Source organism: Streptomyces sp. NPDC056479 (assembly GCF_042795335.1).
Classification (GTDB): Bacteria; Actinomycetota; Actinomycetes; order Streptomycetales; family Streptomycetaceae; genus Streptomyces.
The window spans coordinates 557,508-576,026 of record NZ_JBHTRZ010000004.1; the positions used below are offsets into that span (position 1 = coordinate 557,508).

Here is an 18,519-nt window from a genome sequence, read left to right on the forward strand (position 1 = left end):
GGACGCCGCGCCGATTCCGACCATCCGGTTCGCCCGGTGGTCGGGACTGATCAGCGCGGCCCGCTAAGCAGAAGGCGTACGGCACGCATGGCGTCAGGGTACCGCAGCGCCGGAGCGGGCCGCGACGGACTTCCGTGGGGCGCATGACGGCGCTCACGAGGGGGCTCACACATGAACAACCGCGCCCCCTCTTCCGTACCTGAGAGTTGTGAAGACCTCGAAAAGCTGAGCAACGTTCAATTGTTACCTGGCGTAACAGTCGCTAAGGGACATCGCCCGCCACTCGCAGCCCGTAGATAACAACGCAATAACTCAAACGCCGTACCCCCCGGTATGGAGCCACTTAGAGTGCGGCAGCGGGACCGCCTTCCCGAACCGCTCGGAGTTGCCCCCATGAACCCTCGTCGTAGTAACAGTTCGCTCCCCAGGACGGGCCGGTCGGCCTCTGGGGTGGCGACCGCTGCTGTTCTGCTGCTCATACCCCTGGTCGTGCTGCTCGGAGGCACCTGGCTCCAGGAGTTCCTCAACTTCGGAGCCGGCGTCCTGTCGCTCGTCTGCCTCACCTGCTCGGTGATCTGGGGCCTCGTCGCCCAGGACCGCATGATCCTCAACACCCGCCAGCGGATCATCGCGCAGGGCATCCACCGGGTCACCGCGGTCGCCTCGATCGCGTTCCTCCTGGTGCACATCGGCGTCAAGCTGGCGCTGGACCACGCCAGCCCGATCGCCGCGCTGATCCCCTTCAGCCTGGTGTTCGCCGGCGGCAGCGAGATCCCGGGCAGCGCCTTCCTGATCGGCCTGGGCTCCCTGGCCGCCCTGCTCATGATCTTCGTCGGCGTCACCGGCGCGCTGCGCAACCAGTTCGCCTCCCCCGCACCGGTCGCCGCGCGCTGGCGCGCGATGCACATGCTGGCCTACCCGGCCTGGTGCGCTGCCCTGATCCACGGCCTGTTCGCCGGCCGCCCGGCGAAGACCTTCTTCATGGTCAGCTACGAACTCTGCGTCGTCGCCGTCGCCGCCGCCCTCGCCCTGCGCGCCTCCCCGCGCCCGGTCAAGCGCAAGGTCGCCGACCGGCTCGCGCAGCTCATCGGCAACGAGCCGGGGGCCCGCGAGGACCTGGAGGAGAGCCGCGCCAGGGCGGCGTCCGGGTCCTCCCTGCCGGGCTACGAGAACCAGCGCCCGGAGCGGGGAAGGCGCGACGACCGCACCGGACCGCTGCCCGGCATGCCCTCCCAGGCGCCCTCCGCCGCGGAGACCACGGGCGGTTTCGCCGCCGCCTACCGAGCCGTCTCACCCCACTCCCGCGCCCGGCAACAGCAGCCGTACGCGGACCAGACCTCACGCATGGACCTGCCCATGGACATGCAGCCGACGGAAGCGATCCCGCGCGTCGACGGCAGCGGGGGCAGCAGCACCGGCAACTGGCCCATCCCTTCCCCGCCGCCGGTCGGCGAGGCGCCCCCGTCCTCCTACGACCCCCTGAACGACACGGGATACAACATCCCCGCCTATGGCAATCCGGGCACCCAGGGCTATGACTCCGGCGCTGCGGGCTACGGCTCGAGTGATGTGTATGACACCGCTGAGACAAACGCCGTCTTCGGTACGTACAACCAGAACGACACGTACAACAACAGCGGTCCCGCCACTGAGACATTCCCCGGTGCCTCCTACGACTTCGACGCACCGGGTTCGGGCGAACCTTGGAACACGCCTTCCGGAGGCTTTAAGTGAACGAGGCCCTGCCCGACGTACCAGAAGTCCGCGTGGTCGGACTTCCCCAGCTCACGTCGGGCTTCGACCTTGTCGAGAGACTCGATCTGCCCATGCATCTCAAGGTGCACGGGCCGCTCGAACCGATGGGCGGCGAGCAACTCGCGAAGCTCGCCGAGAACATCAGCCTGAAGGGCCGCGGCGGCGCGGGCTTCCCCTTCCACAAGAAGCTGCGCGCGGTCGCCGAGTCCGCGATCAAGCGCGGGGTACGGCCAGTGGTCGTGGTCAACGGCAGTGAGGACGAACCGGCCTGCCGCAAGGACACGGTGATGATCAACCGTGCCCCCCATCTCATCCTGGACGGGGCGCTGCTGTGCGCCGAGGCCCTGGGTGCCCGCACGCTCGTGATCGCGGTCACCCGGGAGTCCACCCAGCGCTCCATGGAGGCCGCCCTCGCCGAACGCGGCCTCAGCAACAGCCGTCGGTCCGCGCTGCGCGCCTTCGTCCAGCGCAACCCGGTGCGCATGGTCACCGGCGCCGCCGCCTCCGTGATCCGCTCCATCGACGGCGGCCCGGCGATCCCGGCCGGCCGCAAGGTCAGCGCCTCACAGAACGGCGTCGGCGGCGCCCCGACCCTGCTGTCCAACGCCGAGACCTTCGCCCAGCTGGCCATCGCCGCCCGCATCGGCCCGGAGCGCTACGGCAACACCGGCCTGTACGACGAGCCGGGCACCGTCATGCTCACGGTCTCCGGCGCGGTCGCCCGCCCGATGGTCATCGAGGTCCCCACCGGTGTGCCGCTGCGCTACGTCCTCCAGCTCGCCGGCGCCCCGCCGGTGCCGCAGGGCGTGCTGACCGGCGGCTACCACGGCAAGTGGATCGACGCGGCCACGGTCAACGAGGCGATCGTCTCGCGCAACTCCCTGGACGCGGTGGGCGGCGCGCTCGGCGCCGGCGCGATCCTGCCGATCACTCAGGAGACCTGCCCGCTGGGCGAGTCGCTGCGGGTGGCGCAGTGGCTGGCCGAGGAGAGCGCGGGCCAGTGCGGCCCCTGCTACCTCGGCCTGCCGGCCGCCGCGCGCGGCCTGGAGGACATCCTCAACGGCGGCGGCCCGGCCGCCCTGGAGGCCCTCAAGCAGGTCGCCAAGAACGTGAAGCGGCGCGGCGCGTGTTCGCACCCGGACGGCTCCGCGATGTTCCTGGAGTCGACCATCAAGGCGTTCACCGACGACCTCGCGGCGCATGTCCTCGGCAACGGCTGCGGACGGCCCGTGGAGGGCGTTCTGCCGCTCTTCGAGGGCGGCAGGGCCCCGTCGGGCATCCCGGGCGGCGCCGAGTCGGATGAGAACGGCCCCAGCCGTCAGAAGATCTACGTCGACTGGACGCTGTGCCGCGGCCATGGCCTGTGCGCGGACATCCTCCCGGAGGTCTTCCAACTGGGCGCCGACGGCTTCCCCACCGTCGCCCAGGCGATGGTCCCGCGCTACGCCGAGGCCAAGGCCCTGCGCGCGGTGCGCCGTTGCCCCGCCCTCGCCCTGCGCCTGGAGGAGGACACCCGCGCGCAGGAGTCGTCCCGCAACCTGCCGGTCCTCTCCCAGGGCCGCGGCAGGCGCGCCCTGGGCCGCTGAGACTCAGGGGCCGTCCAACGGGACGGCCCCTGGAACCCGCGGTGTTCGCCCACGAAAAAGATCCCGCCGGATTCCATCCGGCGGGATCTTGCTGTGGAGCTAAGGAGAATTGAACTCCTGACCTCCTGCATGCCATGCAGGCGCTCTACCAACTGAGCTATAGCCCCTTGCTTGGTCCGCCAGGTTTCCCCGGCGGCGACGCCAACATTACCGGTCGACCGGGGACAGCACCAAATCGTTTACCTTCCAGGGCAGTACGACCCGAAATGTCGGAATTTTCGACCCGCGGATCAAGCCGTGACGAAGGAATAGAAGCGCTTGAGCGTGCAGTGTTCTTCGAGGAGGCGGCCGTAGATCGGTTCACCCTCGAGTTCACGGTAGGTCTCGATCGGGTCGCCTTTTATGATCAGCGCCCGCGCGCATTCCTCGCACCAGTACTGGTAGTCGGGGTTCACCGGTTCCATGTCACGGACGATCGGCGTACCGCTGCCGCACCAGTCGCACTTTCGCCTGTGTGCACCCATCGATCAGCTCCAGCTGTGGCCGCAGGCCGTGCACACGTAGGAAATTCCGCCGTTGTCACCGAGCAGCTGGGCGACATGGACGGAGCCGCAGGAAGGGCAGCTGAGGCGGGTGATCGTATCCCGTGTCAATGCTGCATCGAAGAGGTGACCGACCTCTTCGAGGATGCACGCAGGCATCACCACTCCCTCCCGTCAGGGCCGCGCCCCCTTCCGGCCGTTTGATTCTGCCACGGCCGGGCCAATACGGTCAGCGACGCCTCAGTACCAGTCCGGACACAGCAGCCTCCACGGCCGTACGAACCGCGCGAACATGCACCCCACAGCGCCTCCTGAGAGGTATACGCCTCCGGGGCCCAAGTCACTCAAGTCGGACCGGAACAGTTCGACGCGGGTCGACAACACGTGCGAACCGGCCACGCGAGCCCGGCCGTTGATCGGGACACCCGGTGCGGATACCAGAAGATCCCGCCGATCGGACTGATCGGCGGGATCTTGTTGTCTCGCTGTGGAGCTAAGGAGAATTGAACTCCTGACCTCCTGCATGCCATGCAGGCGCTCTACCAACTGAGCTATAGCCCCTTGCCACGCGGCTGAGCCGCATGTTGTCTCGCGTCCCGCTCGGCGGGGCGAACAAGAAGAACTCTAGCCTGTGACCTGCCGGAAAGTGAAATCCGGATTCCCGGGCCGGCGCGGCCGGGACACCCGGCGTCAGTCGTCGTCGCCGAGCACCGGCTCCGGCAGCGTGCCGGCGTTGTGCTCCAGCAGGCGCCAGCCGCGCGCGCCTTCGCCCAGCACGGACCAGCAGCAGTTGGAGAGCCCGCCGAGGCTCTCCCAGTGCCGGGCCTGCAGGCCGAGGAGACGGCCGATGGTCGTACGGATCGTCCCGCCGTGGCTGACCACGACGAGCGTGCCGTCGTCGGGGAGCTTCTCGGTGTGCCGGAGCACCACGGGGGCGGCGCGGTCGGCGACCTCGGTCTCCAGCTCGCCACCGCCCCGGCGCACCGGCTCGCCGCGCTTCCACGCGGCGTACTCCTCGCCGAACCGGGCGATGATCTCCTCGTGCGTCAGCCCCTGCCAGACGCCGGCGTAGGTCTCCCGCAGGCTTTCGTCGTGGGTGACCTCCAGGCCGCTGAGCGCGGCCAGCTCGGCGGCCGTGTGCGCGGCGCGCTGGAGGTCGGAGGCGATGATCGCGTCGGGCTTGAGGCCCGCGAGCAGCCGGGCGGCACGGCGGGCCTGGGAGATGCCCGCCTCGGTGAGAGGAACGTCCGTGCTGCCCTGGAAGCGGCGCTCCACGTTCCAGGAGGTCTGGCCGTGCCGCCACAGGATGACGCGGCGTCCGCGGCCGGACTTGCCCGCGGACACCTCGCCGGTGGCACTCATCGCCACTCACCGCCGAGCTCGGCCGCCTCCTCGGCGGCCTGGTGCTTGGCGTGCTCCGCGGCCTTGCCTCGGGTGGCCCTGGCGTCCTCGGGCAGCTCGAGCTCGGGGCAGTCCTTCCACAGCCGCTCCAGGGCGTAGAAGACGCGCTCCTCGCTGTGCTGGACGTGGACGACGATGTCGACGTAGTCGAGCAGCACCCAGCGGGCCTCACGGTCGCCCTCGCGGCGGACCGGCTTGACGCCGAGCTCCTTCTGGAGCCGCTCCTCGATCTCGTCGACGATCGACTTGACCTGGCGGTCGTTGGGCGCGGAGGCCAGCAGGAAGGCGTCCGTGATCGACAGGACGTCGCTGACGTCGTAGGCGATGATGTCGTGCGCGAGCTTGTCTGCTGCGGCCTGGGCGGCGGTGTTGACGAGCTCGAGGGAACGGTCGGTAGCGGTCACTACAAGGCTTTCGATCGGCGGACACTTGACATCAAGGGTCTCACGGACCGCCGACGGCACCCCACGTGATTATCGGCTCACGTGGGGTGCGCTGCGCGTCTACTCGGACGACGGCTCGTAGTCCTGGCCGAGCACCACCGAGACGTCCGCGTTCCCGGACACCTCGCCCTTGCCGACCGCGTCGGCGGACAGGCCCAGGGTCTTGGCGACCTCGGTGGCGTTGTCCTTGTCGGCGGCGTCGGCGTAGACGACCTTCGAGGTGGCCGCGGTCGACGTGGTGCCGCCCTCCAGGAAGGTGAAGCCGCCGTTCAGCAGCACCACGCGGGCCTTGCCGGTGTTGTCCTTGTCCCCGCTGGCGTTGCGGACGGACACGCGGACCGCGGCGTCCTTGTCGGGGCTCTTGGCGGTGCCGCCGAGGACGTCCTTGACCACGCTGGCGCTCGACTGGGCGCTGAGCGTGCCGTCGTTCTGGACGGGCATCAGGGCGGTCTTGTAGTCGCCGCCCTTGGCGAGGTCGGCGAGCCTGGCGAGGAAGGCGCCGAGGTCCTTGTCGGTCAGCGGCGGCTCGATGATCATGCCCAGCGTCTGCACGGTGGTGGTCGCGCCCTGGGTGTCCGAGGTCAGCTTGCGCAGCATGGCCTGCATGACCTGCCCGAACCGCTCCAGCTGGGCGTTCTGCGCCTCGCCCGAGCCCTGGTAGGTGGCGTAGGCGACGGCCGTCTTGCCGCTGAGGGTCTGGCCCTTGCCCTTGCGCACGAGGGGCGCGGCGCTCTTGGCCTTGGCGTCCGGGTCGGGCACCTCGGCGTTGGTGTCGACCTCGATGTTGCCGACCAGGTCGACGAGGTTCTGCAGATAGGGCGTGTCCAGCCGCCAGGTGCCCTGGATCTCGGTGCCGAGAACGGTGTCGATCGCGTCGCGCGTGCCCGAGGAACCGTCGTCGTCGACCGACTTGGCGAGCGTGGTCGTGCTGCCGTCGTCACCGGTCAGGGCGAGGGAGTTGGGCAGCAGCACGGTCGTGCCCTGCTTGGTGGTGGTGTTGTCGACGAGCAGCGCCGTGGAGGTGCCGCCCTTCTTGGTGTTGTGCAGGTGGATGACGATCACGTCACGCTTCTGGGCGCCCACGGGCGTCGCGGTGTCGGTCTTGTCGTCCGACGAGGTGAGGCCGGGCAGCTTCCCGGCGTACCAGAGGTAGCCGACGCCGCCGGCCGCGACCATCGCCAGCACGACCACGAGGGCGATCACGCGCGAGCGTGCCCGCCGCTTCGCCTCCTCGCGGCGCTCGGTGCGGTTCTCGGTGAACGCCAGCCAGTCGATGACGTCCTCGGAGTCCTGGTCGGGCTCCTCGACGAAGGCGAACTGCTCGGTGCGGTAGTCCCGGTCGCCCCGCTCCTGGCCGACCGGTTCCTCGACCGGTCCGGCCTGCTGCGGGATGTAGGCGGTCTGCTCGGCGACCCGCGGCTGCTGCCCGCTTGCGGCGGTACGGCCATACGGGTCGTACGGCGGCGAGTGCGCGCCCGGCTGCTGCTGGTGGTGCGTGCCCGTGCCGTACGCGTCGTAGGAGGGCGTGGGCGGCTGCTGACCGGTGTCGCCGGCGGCGTAGGGGTCGTACGACTGCACCGGCTGCTGCTGGCCGGTCGCGTACGGGTCGTAGCCGTATCCCTGCTGTGCGTAGGGGTCGTACTGCTGCTGGGGCGGCCGTTGCGGCGGGATCTGCCGGTAGACCGGCCGCCCGTACTCGTCGTAACCCACGAGTTCGTACTGGTCGGCGCCCTGTCCTGCGGCCCCCGCGTCGTATCGGTCGTTCACCGGTAGCCCCTCTCGGCTCACTGCCTCACTCGCCGCGGTACAGCTCACGTTTGTCGATGTAGCGCACGACTCCGTCGGGCACCAGATACCAGATGGGATCTTCCTTTGCGACTCTCGCGCGGCAATCGGTGGACGAGATGGCCAGCGCGGGAACCTCGACCAGCGAGACACCGCCCTCCGGAAGGCCCGCGTCGTCGAGGTGATGGCCGGGCCGGGTGACCCCGACGAAGTGCGCGAGGGAGAACAGCTCCTCGGAGTCGCGCCAGGTCAGGATCTGGCCGAGGGCGTCGGCGCCGGTGATGAAGAAGAGGTCCGTGTCGGGGTTGAGCGCGCGTAGATCGCGCAGGGTGTCCACCGTGTACGTCGGACCGCCGCGGTCGATGTCGATGCGGCTGACGGAGAACTGCGGGTTCTCGGCCGTGGCGATGACCGTCATCAGATAGCGGTCCTCGGCCGGGGAGACGTGCCGGTGGCTCTTCTGCCAGGGCTGGCCGGTCGGCACGAACACGACCTCGTCCAGGTGGAACTGCGCGGCGACCTCGCTGGCCGCTACGAGGTGGCCGTGGTGGATCGGGTCGAACGTTCCGCCCATAACGCCGATGCGGCGCTTTCCGGTGTTCGACGGTCCGTTTCCGGGGCCGGTAGGCATGTCCTGCTCTCCCATGCGTGCAGACCCTACCGGCCCCGCCTGAGAGCTCCGGCCGACCGTGGTGCGGGCGGAGTCAGGGGGCTGGCCGGGACTCAGCGGTCGCGGTTGAAGCGGGTGGTGATCCACAGCAGCAGCAACAGGATGACGAAGGCGCCGCCACCGGTGAGCAGCGGGCTGATGCTGTTGTGGTTGCCGCCGTGCTCCTCACCCTCCGCGGCGAGGGTGGCCAACTGGGCAGCTGCGCTGTGGAAGCTCATCTTCGGCGTGACCTATCGGTGTGAGCGGGATAAAGATGTCGGCTCATGGTAAGCGGGCGCCATGACGGGGATCACGCCGACTCCACCGTTGGGGCGCCTTCGACGACCGGCGCGCAACCTTCCCGACGGTTCAGTCGTCCTTCTGCCTGTAGCCCCGCAACAGGAACCACGCGGTCAGCACACAGCCCACGACCATCACGATCAGTACGACCCGGAGCAGATTTCCCGCCCCCTGCTGCTCGGCTGCGCTCGCGGCCTCGGTGAACCAGACGGCCGCGGGGTTGTGCTCCATGACGCGGAACTCCTTCGCTGTAGTGCCCGTCCAAGGTAACTCCGCCTAGGCTGGGCTCTGCTTCGGGGGCGCAAAGGGCGGAACAAGGCTCCGCAAAGGGCCGAGAGAGACCCATCCAGACGCACATGGGGGAAGACATGTCCGACGGCCACGAGCACAACGGGCACGAGAACGTGCCGAGCAGGCAGCGCAGGCGTTTCCCGGGGATCTCCTCGCGTGCGTACGAACACCCGGCGGACCGCTCGGCCCTGGTGGCCCTGCGCAAGCTCAGCGGCTTCGACACGGTCTTCAAGGCGCTGAGCGGACTGCTGCCCGAGCGCAGCCTCAGGCTGCTGTTCCTGTCCGACTCCGTGCGGGTCTCGGACCAGCAGTTCGCCTATCTCAACGACATGCTGCGGGACGCCTGTTACATCCTGGACCTGGAGAAGGTCCCGCCGATGTACGTCAACCAGGACCCGGTGCCGAACGCGATGTGCATCGGTCTGGACGAGCCGATCATCGTCGTCACCACGGGGCTGGTCGAGCTGCTCGACGAGGAGGAGATGCGGGCGGTGGTCGGCCACGAGGTGGGCCACGCCCTCTCCGGCCACTCGGTGTACCGCACGATCCTGCTGTTCCTGACCAGCCTCGCCGTCCGGGTCGCGTGGATCCCGCTGGGCAACCTCGCGATCATGGCGATCGTGACGGCGCTGCGGGAGTGGTTCCGCAAGTCCGAGCTCTCCGCCGACCGGGCCGGCCTGCTCGTCGGCCAGGACCTCAACGCCTCGATGCGCGGGCTGATGAAGCTCGCGGGCGGCCACCATCTGCACGAGATGAACGTGGACGCGTTCCTGAAGCAGGCCGATGAGTACGAGGCGGGCGGCGACCTGCGCGACTCGGTGCTGAAGATCCTGAACGTCCTGCCGCGCTCCCACCCCTTCACCACGGTCCGCGCGGCCGAGCTGAAGAAGTGGGCCGAGACCCGCGACCACCAGCGGATCATGGACGGCCACTACCCGCGCCGCTCGGAGGACAAGGACACCTCGGTCACCGACTCCTTCCGCGAGTCGGCGTCCCACTACGCCACCCACGTGAAGTCCTCCAAGGACCCCCTGATGAAGCTGGTCACGGACATCGCCGGCGGCGCGGGCGACCTGGGCGGCCGGGTCCGCCGCGGCTTCGGCGGCTTCACGAGCGCACCGCCGAAGGACGAGCCGAGGCAGGACGGCACGGACGGCACGGACGGCACCGGAACCGAGAACTGAACCGACGGCCGGGGCGCTCACACCTTCGGCTGCGACCCCGCCGCCAGCGACCCGCACAGCGCCGTCGCCCCGCCCGTGGCATACGGGTCGGTGCCGGCCGGGCCGCCCTCCTTGGCGGTCTGGCCCGTCAGCAGCGGATGCAGCCGGTTCGTGGAGTCGTCGGCGCAGGACAGCGGCCCGGCCTGGACGTAGGAGACGACCAGCTGGGCCTGGTGCAGTCGCAGGTCCTCACGGTCGAACCGGAAGTGCAGCTCCCGCCGCACGGTGAACAGCGACGCCTCGGCTGCCTTCTCACCGGCTCCGGCCGCCGCGGCCCGCAGCGCGTACACAAACGTGTGATCGGCCGTGACCTCGAGCGTCGACGCGTCGGTCTCGGCGGCCTGGAGCGTCCCCTGCACCCGGATCTTGCGATCGGCGAGCTCGGCCTGCGAGGAGTCGAAGCGAACCAGCCACCCGGTCGGCGCATGCCGCCCGTCCGCGGCCGGATGCCTGAAGCTCTGGTCGAACTGGTCCAGTTGGTCGGGATCCAGCAGCACCCGCACCGGACGGACCTCGTCACCGGTCAGCACCTCGGGATAGAGCGAGGACCGCACGAGATAGTCCTTGGCGATGCTCAGCGCGCTGGTGACCTGACTGTCCGAGAAGTGAGCGGTACGCCGCGCGGCCGGCAGCGGAATCCCCTCCGCGCCGATCCGGAACTGCGCGGCGGGACTGTGCGCGTACAGCAGGTCGGTGTCGCTCGTGCCGGGCACCTCGCCCTCCGGCGCGAGCGGAATGACGGTCATCCGCAGCGGCTCGACGGGCGGCCCGGAACCGGCGGGGCTCTGGTAGGGATGCCGTACACCCATGTAGATCGCCGTACCGAAGGCCACGGCGATCAACAGGACGAGGACGAGAGCCTGCCGCGACAGGCCCCGGCGCATGGGTGGACGGCGGCGTACGGCGGGCGCGTGGTCCGCCATCCGCTCCTGTGCGGAGAACTCCTGAAGGCGGGCAGCACGGACGAACGACTCGTCGAAGACGACGGATCGGTACTCTTCCTCGCCACCTCCGGGGCCGCCCTCGGGTGTCCCCTCAGGTGGGTCTCCAGGCCCTCCCATATCTTCAGGGTAGGTCGCGGAGAGCTCAGGTAAACGCCCTGCTACACGACAAGTTCTGACAGGTTCTCACCAGGATCGTGCGACAGCTCTCCGTAGCGCTCAGGCCCTGGATCGGCTCCGATCAGGGCGTACGCGGAGTCGCCGGGACGGCCGGCGGCGAGGAGTCGGCGGAGGCGGAGGGAATGGCTCCGTTGCCCTGTTCCAGGCCCGTGGACGCCGGTGGCGGGACCTGGTCCCGGCTGCCCGAGGAGGCGCCGCGATAGACCGCCGTGAAGGCCAGCGCGACCATGCCGATGCCCATCACGAGGGCGAGCATCCAGGCGACCGGACGATGCCAGCGGACCTGCTTGCCGTACGTCCCGGGGGCGCCGTAGTGGCCCTCGAGGATGTCCGTGTCGTCCAGATCGTCCAGCTCGGGATCATGGCTGAAAGCGGGGCGGTCGTCGGGGCCGTAGCCCTCCTCGTACCGCTCGCCCCGGCCGTGGGCCCGGCGCGCTTCCGCCTCGGAGGCCTCGGCTCTGGCCTGGGCGGCGGCCAGGAGGCGTTCGACGGCGGTCGGCTCGTGCACCGCGGCCGCCTGTACGAAGGCCTCGTCGAAGACCACGGAGGCGAACTCTTCGTCCGACACCCCGCGGTCGTGGTCGTCGTCGGGCTCCCAGCCGTCAGGGAACGGCGTGCCCCCCACGTCCTCCGGCACGGGATCCAGAGTAGTCCTGGGGGGTCAATTTGGGCAGACGGTATGGAAATTCATCCGCCTTGTGAGACACCCCTCGCGGGCCAGGCCCCAGGGGTACGGAGGCAGTCCGGGGGCGCGTGTCGGACGCATATGCCCTGGCCGCGCGCCATGCGCCCCGAGGCCCGCCGCCGCGCCCCCTGCGAGCCCGAAGACGGCGTGATTCAGCGCCGTACGTGCCCGTCGCCGGTGACGATGTACTTCGTGCTGGTCAGCTCCGGCAGCCCCATCGGGCCGCGGGCGTGCAGCTTCTGCGTGGAGATGCCGATCTCCGCGCCGAAGCCGAACTGGCCGCCGTCGGTGAAGCGGGTGGAGGCGTTCACCGCGACCGTCGTGGAGTCGACCAGCTGGGTGAAACGGCGGGCGGCCTGCTGCGAGGTGGTGACGATGGCCTCGGTGTGCCCGGAGGTCCACAGCCGGATGTGCTCGACGGCCTTGTCCAGCGAGTCCACGACCGCGGCGGCGATGTCGTACGACAGGTACTCGGTCTCCCAGTCCTCGGCCGTGGCCTCGACGACGGTCGCCTCGGAGTCCTTGGCGTACGCCATCACCCGCTCGTCCGCGTGCACGGTCACGCCGGCCTTCGCGAGGGCGTCCAGGGCCCGCGGCAGGAACTCGGGGGCGATGTCCTGGTGGACCAGGAGGGTCTCGGCGGAGTTGCAGACGCTGACGCGCTGGGCCTTGGAGTTGATCAGGATCTCGATCGCCATGTCGAGGTCGGCGTGGGCGTCGACGTAGACATGGCAGTTGCCGGTGCCGGTCTCGATCACCGGGACGATGGACTCCGTGACGACCGTCTGGATCAGCGAGGCACCGCCGCGCGGGATCAGCACGTCGACGAGCCCGCGGGCGCGCATCAGCTCGCGCACGCTCTCCCGGCTCTCACCGGGCACCAGCTGCACGGCGTCGGCGGGCAGCCCCGCCCCGCCCACGGCGTCCCGGATCACCCGCACCAGCGCGCTGTTCGACTCGTACGCCGACGCCGAGCCGCGCAGCAGCACCGCGTTGCCGGACTTCAGGCAGAGGGCGGCGGCGTCCACGGTGACGTTCGGGCGGGCCTCGTAGATGATCCCGACGACACCCAGCGGGACGCGGACCTGGCGCAGGTCGATGCCGTTGGGGAGGGTGGAGCCGCGCACGACCTCGCCGACCGGGTCGGGCAGCGCGACGACGTCCCGTACGTCGGAGGCGATGGCCCGCACGCGCTCCGGCGTCAGCGTCAGCCGGTCGATGATCGCCTCGCTGGTGCCGGCCTCGCGGGCCTTGGCGATGTCCTTGGCGTTGGCCTCGACGATCTCACTCGTACGGACCTCCAGCGCGTCCGCGATGGCGAGCAGCGCGTCGTCCTTCTCGGCCCGCGGCAGCGGCGCGAGGTCGGCGGCGGCGGCCTTGGCGCGGTAGGCGGCCCGGTTGACCGGGGACATGGAGTCGTACGGCGAAAGCGTGGTCATGGAATGAAGGGTAGTGCGGTTGCCCGGCCGGTCCAGCGTGCATTCCGAACCGCGAGACACGCCACCCAGGGCCGCTCAATAGGGATGGACACCCACCGGAGTCGCCGGTGGCGGTCCGTATCCCTCGGCGACGCGCTGGTGGTAGGTCTCCCGGTCGATGACCTCCAGGCCGACGATCTCCCAGGGCGGCAGTCCCGCGCTCTGCCGGTGCTCGCCCCACAGACGCAGGGCGACGGCCGCCGCGTCGTGCAGATCGCGGGCCTCCTCCCAGTAGCGGATCTCGGCGTGGTCGCCCGCATACCGGCTGGTCAGCAGAAAGGGGTGGTCGTGGGCGAGCTGTTCGAGTGCGCGGCGCACCTCCTTCAGCGGGGCCTCCTGGCCGGAGACGCTGAGGGTGACATGCCACAGACGGGGCAGGTCCTTGGGCTCCTCGTAGCGGTCGCCGGCCGCCACACTCGTCAAGGCGCGCTCCTCACCGGCCGCACGGGACGAGGCCCCACCGGCACTGCGGGACGCCGTTCCCGGGCGCACTCGTCTCACGACGGCCTCCTTCACGCAGTGACCGACTCGATGGTCGTACGGAATCTGTCCCTCAGACAAAGTTCAGCAGGCCGCAAGGGCTCGCGGGGCGATTTTGCGGAACGTCCACCTCAGGGCGAACTTTGAAACGGGGCGTTCCCCCTGTTTTCGGCTCCGGCCGGCCTCAGGGCTCCCTCAGGGCTCCAGGATCACCAGATCGTCCCGGTGCACGACCTCCCGCTCGTACTCCGCCCCCAGCTCCCGCGCCAGCTCCCGCGTCGACCGTCCGAGCAGCCTCGGCATCTCCTTGGCGTCGAAGTTGACGAGCCCGCGTGCGACCGCGCGCCCCGCGCTGTCGCGCAGTTCGACCGGGTCACCCGCGCTGAACTCACCCTCGACGGCGGCGATCCCGGCCGGAAGCAGGGACTTGCGGCGCTCCACGACCGCCCGTACCGCACCGTCGTCGAGGGTGAGGGACCCCTGGGGTGTCGACGCGTGCTGGAGCCACAGCAGCCGGTCGGCGGAGCGCTTGCCGGTGGCGTGGAAGTAGGTGCCGGTGTCGCCGCCGGAGAGCGCCTCCGCGGCATGGATCGCGCTGGTCAGGACGACCGGGATACCGGCGGCTGCCGCGATCCGGGCCGCCTCGACCTTGGTGACCATGCCGCCGGTGCCGACGCCGGCCTTGCCCGAGCTGCCGATCTCGACGTGCGCGAGATCCTCCGGCCCTCGCACCTGAGCTATCCGCGAGGTCCCCGGCCTGCTGGGGTCGCCGTCGTACACGCCGTCCACGTCGGACAGCAGGACCAGCAGGTCGGCCCGCACCAGATGGGCGACCAGGGCGGCGAGCCGGTCGTTGTCGCCGAAGCGGATCTCGTCCGTGGCGACCGTGTCGTTCTCGTTGACGATCGGGAACGCGCCCATCGCCAGGAGCTTGTCGAGGGTGCGCGAGGCGTTGCGGTGGTGGGCGCGGCGGCTCATGTCGTCGCTGGTCAGCAGCACCTGGCCGACGCGTACGGCGTAGCGCGCGAAGGAGGCGGTGTAGCGGGCGACGAGGAGGCCCTGGCCGACGCTGGCGGCGGCCTGCTGGCGGGCCAGGTCCGTGGGGCGGCGGCGCAGGCCCAGCGGGGCCAGCCCGGCCGCGATGGCACCGGAGGAGACCAGGACGATCTCCCGCTCCCCGCCGCTGCGGCTCTTGGCGAGGACGTCCACGAGCGCGTCGACCCGGTCGGCGTCCAGGCCGCCGGACGCGGTGGTCAGCGACGAGGAGCCCACCTTGACGACGACCCTGCGGGCCTCGCACACACCCTGCCTTGCCCCTGCCACCTGTGCTGTTTCCCCTCGCGCGGATGCCCGTTGCCTGCACCGGAAATCTACGCGAAGCGGATCGAGCGGCGCGCATCGGTCCAGTCTCCGGACAGCCAAAACGTGACCATTTTCAGCCACCCAAAGCCTTCAAGACACACGCGTGTCGTCTGTACGCTGCCGCGCGTTAACCCCAGCGCAGACTTCCCGCGCCGACCTTGGAGTGACCGCAGTTGCCCACACCCCTGTCCAGCATCCGGGTCAGAGCCCTGGTCACGGTGCTCCTGGCCGCGGCGTTCTGCGCCCAGGCCCTGGCCGCGCTGCGCCCGCACGTCCCGCTGCTGCTCGCCGCCACGGTCGTGTCCCTGGCCGTGGAGGGCGTGCTGTACCGCTGGCACCGCGGTGTGCTGTCGGCGTTCGCCAAGTCGCACGCGGACATCACGGTGCGGCATGTACTGCGGGACCTTCTGCTGGTCGTGGCCCTGCTGCGACTCGGCGAGCAGCACCGCGAGACGCTCTACACCCCGCTGGTCGCGGGCCTGCTGGCGTTCTACGCCCTGCACTGCGCGATCCAGGCGCTCTCGGTGCTGGTCCGGCGCACCCGCACTCCGGCGGTGGTCACCCGCAACATCGACGCCTCCGCGCTGCGTCTGTCCGCCGCCCCGCCGCTCCTGCTGCGCCGCCCCGGCCACCGTCTGCTGGTCTTCGGCCTCCCGGCCACGGCGGGCCTGCTGACCACGGCGGCCACCGACGACCCGCGCTGCGCGGCCCTCGGCGTCGCGCTGTCCCTGGGCCTCGCGCTGCTGGGCCTGTACGACCTCGTCGTACGGCTGCTGCCGAGCCGGCGCCCGGCGGGCGAGCGGGAGACGCTGGACTGGCTCGACGCCTGGCTCGCGGAGTACCGGCCGACGGTCGGGCTGTACTTCTCCGGCGGCGCGTCCTCGGCGTACCAGGCGAACATGTGGCTGGAGCCCCTCGCGGGGATCGACGGACGTCCGCTGATCGTGCTGCGCGAGCGGTTCATGGTGCAGAAGATCGGCCCTACCGACGTGCCGATCCTGTGCCTGCCGAAGGTCTCCACGCTGATGCGTCTGGAGGAGTCCTCGCTCCAGGCCCTCATCCACCCCTCGAACTCCGGCAAGACCTCCCAGGTCCTGCGCATCCCCACGCTCAAGCACACCTTCGTCAACCACGGGGAGAGCGACAAGCTGTCGTCCTGCAACCCGTACGCGAAGGCCTACGACGAGGTGTGGGTGGCCGGTCCCGCGGCGCGGGAGCGGTACGCGCTGGCCGAGGTCGGCGTCGAGGACAAGGACGTGGTGGAGATCGGCCGCCCGCAGCTTGACGCCGTAGCGCCGTACGAGGGAGCGCCGACCGGAGCGCGTACGACGGTCCTGTACGCGCCGACCTGGGAGGGCTGGGACGGCAACCCGGGCAACACCTCGGTGATCGGGGCCGGCGAGAACCTCGTACGGGCGCTGCTGGCGGACCCGGGCGTGCGGCTGCTGTACAAGCCGCATCCGCTGACGGGGTCGGTGGACCCGCGGGCCGGGGCGGCCGATCTGCGCATCCGTGAGCTGATCCGGGCGGCGAACCGGGAGCGGACGGGCGAGCGGCCGCGGGAGACGGGTGAACTCGCCCTTCGCACGAAGGAGTTGGACCGGCTCACCACGACCGACGCGCGGGCGGGCGCCGATCAGGTCGAACGGATGATGCTCCAGTCGGCGCCGGAGCCGGGGCGGGCGGATGCGGTGGCGGCGGCCACGGCGGCCTGGGAGGAGGCGTACTGGGCGTCGCTGCCGGAGGGGGAGCATCAGGTCGTCACCGACGTGCGGCCCGCGCTGCACGCCTGCTTCGACCGGGCGGACCTGCTGATCAGCGACGTGTCGAGCGTGATCAGCGACTTCCTGGCGAGCGGGAAGCCGTACGCCGTGGCGAACACCAGCGGCCTCGCCGAGGACGTGTTCCGCAAGGCCTTCCCGACCGTGCGCGCGGCGACCGTGCTGACGCCGGACGCGGCCGGGATGCCGGACCTGCTGGACGCGGTGCGGCACCCCGAGAAGGACGAACTGGCCAAGGCACGGGCAGAGTTGAAGCGACACCTGCTGGGGCCGGACGAACCGACGTCACAGGTGCGCTTCAACGACGCCGTGCGGGCGCTGTGTTCGGCGGCCCGGGAGCACCGGGCGCGGATGGCGGAGCGGCTGGCGGCGGAGACCGCCACGGAGATCCCGGACCAGCGGCGGTCCGCTACGCCGCCGCAGCCCGCCCGCCCGGCGTAGCCCCGCCCGAGGACCTCAGCACCCGGCGCGCCTTGCGCACCGCACGCCGCAGGAACGAGTCCGCGCCGCCTTCCCGGTAGCCGGGGTAGGCGCGGGCCTGGCGGGGCTCGGCGAGGTACACCGAGTCGGGGATGCCCGCCGCCGCGTCCCGGAAGTGCGGGTAGGCGAGGTAGACACGGCGGCCCTTCTTCTCCAGGAGGGCCGCCGGCTGCTTCTTGGCCTTGACGAACTCCACGACCGGCAGCAGGAGTTCGGGGCGCTGTTCGGCGACCAGGTGCAGCCGCAGCCGCTCGTCGACCTTGAGGCGGCGGGCGATGCCCGGGGTCCAAAAGGTGTCCATGAGGGGCTTCGCCAGTTCGAGCTTGTGCTGCCGGACCTTCTCGCCGTCCTTGGCGTACTTCGGCCCGAACTGCGGCAGCAGGGTGATGAGGAAGGGCCGGAGCATGAGCAGGTCGCGGCGGTCACCCGCGGGAATGTGGTCGGCTATCAGGTTCATCAGGGCGCGCGCGGAGTCGAAGCGCAGGCTGTAGCCGCCGCTCTTCGTCACGTGCTTGCCGTCGTCGCGGCCCACCAGGTAGTAGCAGGTGTAGTCGGCGATCACGGAGACGCCGTCGGCCCGCAGATAGGCCTCCATCGTGAACAGCGCGTCCTCGCCGGTCCACAGGGACTCGTCGAAGCGCATGTTGTGCCGGGTCAGCAGCTCACGGCGGAACAGCTTCTGCGCGCTGAGCGTGAACTTGATGTTGGAGGAAAAAAGGTCCGTCCGCTCCAGCGTCTTGCCCCACATCGACTTGGGCGCGGTGCGGTTGACGCCCTCGATCCGGCCGAGCACCACGTCCGTGCCGCATCTGTCGGCCATCGCGACCATGCGCTCCAGGGCCTCGGGGCCCAGCCGGTCGTCGGCGTCCAGGAAGAAGACGTAACGCCCGGTCGCCTTGCCCAGTCCGACGTTGCGCGGGCCGCTGGGCCCGCCGGAGTTCTCCTGCCGGATGACGGTGACCGGCATGGGCACCCGGGCCGCGAACTCCTCCAGACACTCCCCCGTGCCGTCCGTCGATCCGTCGTCCACGGCGATGACCTCGATGCGCCCCGGGTCGATGGTCTGTGCCTCGACAGAGCCAAGGCACTCGACCAGGTACGGCATCGCTTCGTACGCCCCGATGATCACAGTCACATCAGGCTGCGTGGCGGTCACG

At 70.3% G+C, this 18,519-nt stretch carries 17 protein-coding genes and 2 tRNA genes; 4 read left to right on the forward strand and 15 right to left on the reverse strand.

Features of this window, described 5'->3' with window-relative positions; genetic code table 11:
* Positions 1–393: 393 nt before the first annotated feature.
* Together ACFQ6S_RS19060 and ACFQ6S_RS19065 are read left to right on the forward strand one after the other, a co-directional pair.
* Positions 394–1,734 carry a cytochrome b/b6 domain-containing protein gene (locus ACFQ6S_RS19060; protein ID WP_383410630.1) on the forward strand — a complete coding sequence of 447 codons (1,341 nt, stop codon included), beginning with the start codon at positions 394–396 and terminating at the stop codon, positions 1,732–1,734.
* Complete coding sequence (locus ACFQ6S_RS19065) at positions 1,731–3,341, forward strand: NADH-ubiquinone oxidoreductase-F iron-sulfur binding region domain-containing protein (RefSeq protein WP_383410633.1); 1,611 nt, start codon at positions 1,731–1,733, stop codon at positions 3,339–3,341. Before ACFQ6S_RS19060 ends, ACFQ6S_RS19065 begins: the two co-directional genes overlap by 4 nt.
* A 94-nt stretch (positions 3,342–3,435) precedes the next feature.
* Here the strand turns inward: ACFQ6S_RS19065 and ACFQ6S_RS19070 are convergent.
* From ACFQ6S_RS19070 to ACFQ6S_RS19110, 9 genes are all read right to left on the reverse strand, one after another.
* A tRNA-Ala gene (locus ACFQ6S_RS19070) sits at positions 3,436–3,508 on the reverse strand.
* A gap of 123 nt (positions 3,509–3,631) precedes the next feature.
* Positions 3,632–3,865, reverse strand: a complete 234-nt coding sequence (locus tag ACFQ6S_RS19075; protein WP_003976229.1) for a hypothetical protein — start codon at positions 3,863–3,865, stop codon at positions 3,632–3,634.
* A 506-nt stretch (positions 3,866–4,371) separates the two neighbouring features.
* Positions 4,372–4,444: transfer RNA gene (locus ACFQ6S_RS19080), tRNA-Ala, on the reverse strand.
* Positions 4,445–4,573: 129 nt separating this feature from the next.
* Entirely contained in the window at positions 4,574–5,245 is a 672-nt protein-coding gene (locus ACFQ6S_RS19085; protein WP_383410636.1) for a histidine phosphatase family protein, read from the reverse strand.
* Positions 5,242–5,688 carry a ribosome silencing factor gene (gene rsfS / locus ACFQ6S_RS19090; protein WP_383410639.1) on the reverse strand — a complete coding sequence of 149 codons (447 nt, stop codon included), beginning with the start codon at positions 5,686–5,688 and terminating at the stop codon, positions 5,242–5,244. The genes ACFQ6S_RS19085 and rsfS overlap by 4 nt, the downstream gene beginning before the upstream one ends.
* Positions 5,689–5,787: 99 nt before the next feature.
* Positions 5,788–7,494 carry a LytR C-terminal domain-containing protein gene (locus ACFQ6S_RS19095; RefSeq protein ID WP_383410642.1) on the reverse strand — a complete coding sequence of 569 codons (1,707 nt, stop codon included), beginning with the start codon at positions 7,492–7,494 and terminating at the stop codon, positions 5,788–5,790.
* 25 nt (positions 7,495–7,519) lie between these two features.
* Entirely contained in the window at positions 7,520–8,158 is a 639-nt protein-coding gene (nadD, locus tag ACFQ6S_RS19100) for a nicotinate-nucleotide adenylyltransferase (RefSeq protein WP_383410643.1), read from the reverse strand.
* 77 nt (positions 8,159–8,235) lie between these two features.
* Entirely contained in the window at positions 8,236–8,400 is a 165-nt protein-coding gene (locus ACFQ6S_RS19105; protein ID WP_383410646.1) for a hypothetical protein, read from the reverse strand.
* 130 nt (positions 8,401–8,530) lie between these two features.
* The gene (locus tag ACFQ6S_RS19110) at positions 8,531–8,692 is read right to left on the reverse strand and encodes a hypothetical protein (protein ID WP_383410648.1); all 162 of its coding nucleotides are present in this window, start codon (positions 8,690–8,692) and stop codon (positions 8,531–8,533) included.
* 125 nt (positions 8,693–8,817) lie between these two features.
* On the opposite strand from ACFQ6S_RS19110, the gene ACFQ6S_RS19115 reads away from it, so the two are divergent.
* Positions 8,818–9,936 (forward strand): M48 family metallopeptidase, encoded by a 1,119-nt coding sequence (locus ACFQ6S_RS19115; RefSeq protein ID WP_383410650.1) that lies wholly within the window; start codon positions 8,818–8,820, stop codon positions 9,934–9,936.
* 17 nt (positions 9,937–9,953) lie between these two features.
* Here the strand turns inward: ACFQ6S_RS19115 and ACFQ6S_RS19120 are convergent, their stop codons facing one another.
* The 5 genes from ACFQ6S_RS19120 to proB form a co-directional block, all read right to left on the reverse strand.
* The gene (locus ACFQ6S_RS19120; protein WP_383410653.1) at positions 9,954–11,036 is read right to left on the reverse strand and encodes a hypothetical protein; all 1,083 of its coding nucleotides are present in this window, start codon (positions 11,034–11,036) and stop codon (positions 9,954–9,956) included.
* 121 nt (positions 11,037–11,157) lie between these two features.
* Positions 11,158–11,733, reverse strand: coding sequence for a hypothetical protein (locus ACFQ6S_RS19125; RefSeq protein WP_383410655.1), 576 nt, complete (start codon positions 11,731–11,733; stop codon positions 11,158–11,160).
* A gap of 200 nt (positions 11,734–11,933) precedes the next feature.
* A complete protein-coding gene (locus tag ACFQ6S_RS19130) occupies positions 11,934–13,220 on the reverse strand; it encodes a glutamate-5-semialdehyde dehydrogenase (protein ID WP_383410658.1) in 1,287 nt (428 codons plus the stop codon).
* A 75-nt stretch (positions 13,221–13,295) separates the two neighbouring features.
* Positions 13,296–13,751, reverse strand: a complete 456-nt coding sequence (locus tag ACFQ6S_RS19135; RefSeq protein ID WP_383411302.1) for a hypothetical protein — start codon at positions 13,749–13,751, stop codon at positions 13,296–13,298.
* A gap of 183 nt (positions 13,752–13,934) precedes the next feature.
* Entirely contained in the window at positions 13,935–15,062 is a 1,128-nt protein-coding gene (proB, locus tag ACFQ6S_RS19140; protein WP_383410661.1) for a glutamate 5-kinase, read from the reverse strand.
* Positions 15,063–15,274: 212 nt separating this feature from the next.
* Between proB and ACFQ6S_RS19145 the strand changes: the two genes are divergently transcribed.
* On the forward strand, positions 15,275–17,323 hold the full coding sequence (locus ACFQ6S_RS19145; RefSeq protein WP_383410664.1) for a hypothetical protein: 2,049 nt from the start codon (positions 15,275–15,277) through the stop codon (positions 17,321–17,323).
* Here ACFQ6S_RS19145 and ACFQ6S_RS19150 read toward each other — a convergent pair.
* Positions 17,292–18,518 carry a glycosyltransferase family 2 protein gene (locus ACFQ6S_RS19150; protein WP_383410666.1) on the reverse strand — a complete coding sequence of 409 codons (1,227 nt, stop codon included), beginning with the start codon at positions 18,516–18,518 and terminating at the stop codon, positions 17,292–17,294. The genes ACFQ6S_RS19145 and ACFQ6S_RS19150 overlap by 32 nt on opposite strands.
* Position 18,519 lies beyond the last annotated feature (1 nt).